This window comes from Aquiluna sp. (assembly GCF_965064355.1).
The window spans coordinates 1-3,881 of record NZ_CBCHRQ010000091.1 but is presented as its reverse complement, the minus strand read 5'-3'; the positions used below and the strand labels follow the sequence as shown (position 1 = coordinate 3,881).

General features: G+C 51.3%; 5 protein-coding genes and 1 tRNA gene. 2 read left to right on the top strand and 4 right to left on the bottom strand.

Annotated features, from left to right (window positions below; all coding sequences use genetic code 11):
- On the top strand, positions 1-762 hold a 762-nt coding region (locus tag AC128V_RS06755), incomplete at its 5' end, for an aminotransferase class I/II-fold pyridoxal phosphate-dependent enzyme (protein WP_482763908.1).
- Here the strand turns inward: AC128V_RS06755 and AC128V_RS06750 are convergent.
- Genes AC128V_RS06750 through AC128V_RS06740 form a run of 3 tightly spaced genes read right to left on the bottom strand, consistent with a single transcriptional unit; the run spans position 759 to position 2,649 of the window.
- Positions 759-1,799: a UDP-N-acetylmuramate dehydrogenase gene (locus AC128V_RS06750; protein WP_482763907.1), complete on the bottom strand. Its 1,041-nt coding sequence runs from the start codon at positions 1,797-1,799 to the stop codon at positions 759-761. The two genes, AC128V_RS06755 and AC128V_RS06750, sit on opposite strands and share 4 nt — an antisense overlap.
- On the bottom strand, positions 1,796-2,212 hold the full coding sequence (locus tag AC128V_RS06745) for a MaoC family dehydratase (RefSeq protein WP_482763906.1): 417 nt from the start codon (positions 2,210-2,212) through the stop codon (positions 1,796-1,798). The genes AC128V_RS06750 and AC128V_RS06745 overlap by 4 nt, the downstream gene beginning before the upstream one ends.
- The gene (locus AC128V_RS06740) at positions 2,212-2,649 is read right to left on the bottom strand and encodes an FAS1-like dehydratase domain-containing protein (protein WP_482763905.1); all 438 of its coding nucleotides are present in this window, start codon (positions 2,647-2,649) and stop codon (positions 2,212-2,214) included. The genes AC128V_RS06745 and AC128V_RS06740 overlap by 1 nt, the downstream gene beginning before the upstream one ends.
- A gap of 44 nt (positions 2,650-2,693) precedes the next feature.
- On the opposite strand from AC128V_RS06740, the gene AC128V_RS06735 reads away from it, so the two are divergent.
- Positions 2,694-3,740: a cytochrome P450 gene (locus AC128V_RS06735; protein WP_482763904.1), complete on the top strand. Its 1,047-nt coding sequence runs from the start codon at positions 2,694-2,696 to the stop codon at positions 3,738-3,740.
- Here AC128V_RS06735 and AC128V_RS06730 read toward each other — a convergent pair.
- Positions 3,734-3,807 (bottom strand) — tRNA-Met (locus AC128V_RS06730). The genes AC128V_RS06735 and AC128V_RS06730 overlap by 7 nt on opposite strands.
- Positions 3,808-3,881: the final 74 nt, after the last annotated feature.

Below are 3,881 nucleotides of genomic sequence, written 5' to 3'. Positions count from 1 at the left end.
GCTGGCAGTGACCAGGACTACAAGGTCACAGTTGCTCAGCTTGAAGCTGCTTACACCCCTAAGACCAAGGCACTTTTGCTTTGCTCACCTTCTAACCCAACCGGTGCGGTTTACACCAAAGAAGAGATCTTGGCGATTGGCCAGTGGGTGGCTTCTAAGCCAAACCTCTGGGTGGTATCGGATGAGATTTACCAGAACCTGACGTACGACGGTCTTTACGCCTATTCGATCACCGAACTGGTTCCAGAGCTTGCCGACCGCACCATCATGGTCAACGGTGTTGCAAAGACCTATGCGATGACCGGTTGGCGCTTGGGTTGGATGGTTGCTCCGTTGGATGCAGCTAAGGCTGCTGCAAACCTGCAGTCACACTTGTCATCGAACGTTTCTAACATCTCACAGCGTGCAGCACTTGCAGCACTAACCGGCGACCAGCAGCCAGTGAAGGACATGTTGGCTGCCTTTGACCGCCGCAGACAAATTGCGGTTGCTGAGATGAGCAAGGTCCAAGGTGTTGTTACTCCAACCCCTAAGGGAGCCTTCTACATCTACAGCGATGTCTCTGGTCTTTTGGGTAGGAACTGGGGTGGCAAGCAGATCAACAGCTCGCTAGAACTCTGTGACTACGCGCTCGATGCAGCAGAAGTTGCAATGGTTCCAGGTGAGGCGTTTGGTCCATCCGGTTATGTTCGCCTCAGCTACGCACTAGGCGATGACCAGTTGGTTGCAGGCATTCAGCGCTTGCAGAAGCTGTTTAGCTAAAACCCAATCAGGTTCGGTTCAGGCACAAGGTTTATACCCCAGGTTGCGGCTACCCGCTCCTGAATAAATCTGGCAAGTTCGATGATTTCTTTGGACTTAGCTCCCCCGCCATTGGTGATGGCAAGAGCGTGCTTATCGCTTACCTTGGCCTTTGAACCAGGCAGCGAGTAACCCTTAGGGATGCCAGAGTTTTCAATCAACCAACCGGCAGAAAGCTTGAATTTTTCGCCATCCTCCATTGACCACTTTTGCATGTCCTGAGGGAATTCCAAGGCCTTGATTTTTGAAACCACAGGGTTGGTAAAGAAGCTGCCGCAGCTCACGCTCGATGGATCAGAATCCTGAACCACCATGCCTTTAGATGCGCGAAGTTCAATCACGGTGTCGCGAACCAACTGCAGCGGTAATTGCGAACCATAAGGTTCACCAAGGTGATTTGTGATTTGACCCGACGCCATCGGAATGCTCAGCCCGCCAAGCTTTTGCAGCTCAAATTCGACCCAACCAATAACGCCTCTGAGGCCATGCTTTAGAGCGCTGTTACGGTATGAGAAGTTGAAAAACTCGGCAGGTTTTACCTCCACCTCAAAAGTCTCAAAGTCTAAGAACTCGATTTGCGTGATGGTCTCGGAAACCTCTTGGCCGTAACCGCCAACGTTCTGCACTGGAGTTGCTCCAACGCTGCCTGGGATGCCGCTCATGGCCTCGATACCGGCGTAACCGTGCTCAACTGCCCAGGCTACAAATTCGTCCCAACCCTCGCCGGCTTGAACGCGAACCGTGACCGAAGACTCGGTTTCACTAACGATTTCCTTGCCAAGATTGGCAACCAAAATCACATCGAGATTTGAGATGTCATCGGCAAAAACTGTGTTCGAACCACCGGCCAAAATCTGGTAGTTCGACTCTTGGTTCCAAGCATTGAGCACGGTCTCGTAAAGCTCTTTTGTGCTCTCGCATTTGGTTAGCGACTTTGGCTTTCCACCAACCTGCATGGTGGTGAATTTGGCCATTGCCTCACTGGGAACTTGGCTCAAAACTGCACCCAAGCCTGGGCTTTGCCCAATACGGTGTTCTCTTCAAAAGTGGTGGTTAGGTCGACTCGAGCACGCTTGGTTTCTTCTTCCAAAGCACCGATGGTTACTTTGACATTGAGAGCTGCATGCCCTTGTGCTGGAACCACAACAGGCTTGGTAAACCTCACTCCGTAGTCCACTACCTGCCCTGCATCACCGATCCAAGAAACCACCGGCTGGATTGAAATTCCCATGGTCAACATCCCGTGGGCAAGCACTCCTGGCAAGCCAACGGCCTGGGCAATGTCGTCTCGATAGTGAATGGTGTTGAAATCTCCCGATGCTCCCGCATAGCGAACTAAGGAGTCACGACTGATCTTGAAATCTTGCTGGGCGACAACATCGCCGACGGTTAGTTCCTCAAACTTAGGCATTACTCTCCCCTCACAACCAGGGTTGAAATTGCCGTGCAGACCAACTTGTCTGCGACATCAAAAATCTCTGTCTCAAAGGTAACCATGTGGTTGCCACCAAGGCTCTTCACGCTGGCGACAGTGAGCTCGGAAGTCAGCTCATCGCCGGCGACAATGGGACGCTGGTAGACAAAGCGCTGGTCGCCATGAACCACGCGGGAGAAGTCGATTCGCGCCTCAGGGTCAGACAGAACTAGAGACAAGCTTTGTTCTTGGATCACAACCGGGAAGGTTGGTGGCACAACCAAGTCGGCATAACCTTTGGACTGCGCATAGCTCAAGTCTTGAGACTCTTTTGCCGCCATGACTGCCTTGGCAAATTCGCGCACTTTCTCTCGCCCAACCAAGTAGCTGGCTGTTCTTGGGTAACGCTTACCCTGAATCTCTGGATTGACCATGCTTAAAGGTTAGTCTGGAGTTGAATTTGTGAAGGTGAATAACAATGAAGTCATTTACGGAAGAGCCCAACGTAAACATCACTGGTTACGAAGCTGTGAGAGCTGCCGGTAAGGACTATGAGACTTACTCCTCGGACCTGCAAGGGGATCGAGATGTGCGCGATTACCGCCAATTGCCCCTTGAAGTTGATCCACCAAAACACACCGACTACCGCCATGCGATTCAGCCGCTGTTTCTGAGACCAAAGCTGGAATCGCACAGTCAAGCCTTTGCAAAGATCGCTGCCGATCTGCTTCGAGACGTAAAAGCCAAAGGTGGCGAGATAGACGTTTACTCAGACATCGCACTTCCCTACGTGATTGGTTGCCTGACAGTTATCTACAATCGCCCACAGGATTTGAAGGAGTGGGCAAGCTGGGGCCCAGATGTTTGGACCGCAAAGTCTCCTTTGCGTTCTGGAGAGGTTCTGCACGCCTACCTCGCTCGAATTTGGCAGGAGGACTCCGCCAGCGAGGATGTCTGGAGCTACCTCAAGGCAATCAGGCCCTTGGATGCAGAACTTACGGAAATTGAATTCAAAGGCATTGCCGGGGTTTTGTTGGCTGGCGGTAGAGACACCGTAATCAAACTGATTTCCGGGCTGGTTTGGCATTTGCTAAACAACCAATCAGATTTACAAAAACTGATTTCAGATCCAACGCTTGATAAGCCACTGATCAATGAGCTTCTGAGATTTCTTTCACCGCTGCCTGCCATCGAGCGGGTGAAACTAGCTGAATTCAGCGAAGATCAGCCCAAGTACTACCGGCTGCACTTCGCCTCCGCCAATCACGATCCAAAGATTTGGGAAATGCCAGAAGTTATAAACATCGAAAGAGGAAAACAGCCCCATCTAGCCTTTGGCTATGGCCCGCACGCTTGTATTGGCATGAATCTTGCTGAGTTTGAGGCTAGGGCTTTTTTGACTGTGTTCATCGAACAGGCCAGCAACTTTGAGCTGACTGATTTTCTAGTCGAATGGGATGAGGTAGATCAGATTCCATACGTAAAAGATCTGAATAATGTGAAGGTGAAAATCAAACGTAGCTGAGGCGGGGCACGATCCCGCGACCTCACGATTATGAGTCGTGCGCTCTAACCAACTGAGCTACTCAGCCTCGAACTGCAGTAAGTAAGCTCACTGTCGATCGAGCCCCGAGACAGGATTGAACTGTCGACCCCTTCCTTACCA

What these genes read in the sequence shown, in the direction of transcription:
- AC128V_RS06735 (WP_482763904.1), top strand. Translation starts at nt 2,694, where the DNA reads ATGAAGTCATTTACGGAAGAGCCCAACGTAAACATCACTGGTTACGAA.
- AC128V_RS06740 (WP_482763905.1), bottom strand. Translation starts at nt 2,649, where the DNA reads ATGGTCAATCCAGAGATTCAGGGTAAGCGTTACCCAAGAACAGCCAGC.
- AC128V_RS06745 (WP_482763906.1), bottom strand. Translation starts at nt 2,212, where the DNA reads ATGCCTAAGTTTGAGGAACTAACCGTCGGCGATGTTGTCGCCCAGCAA.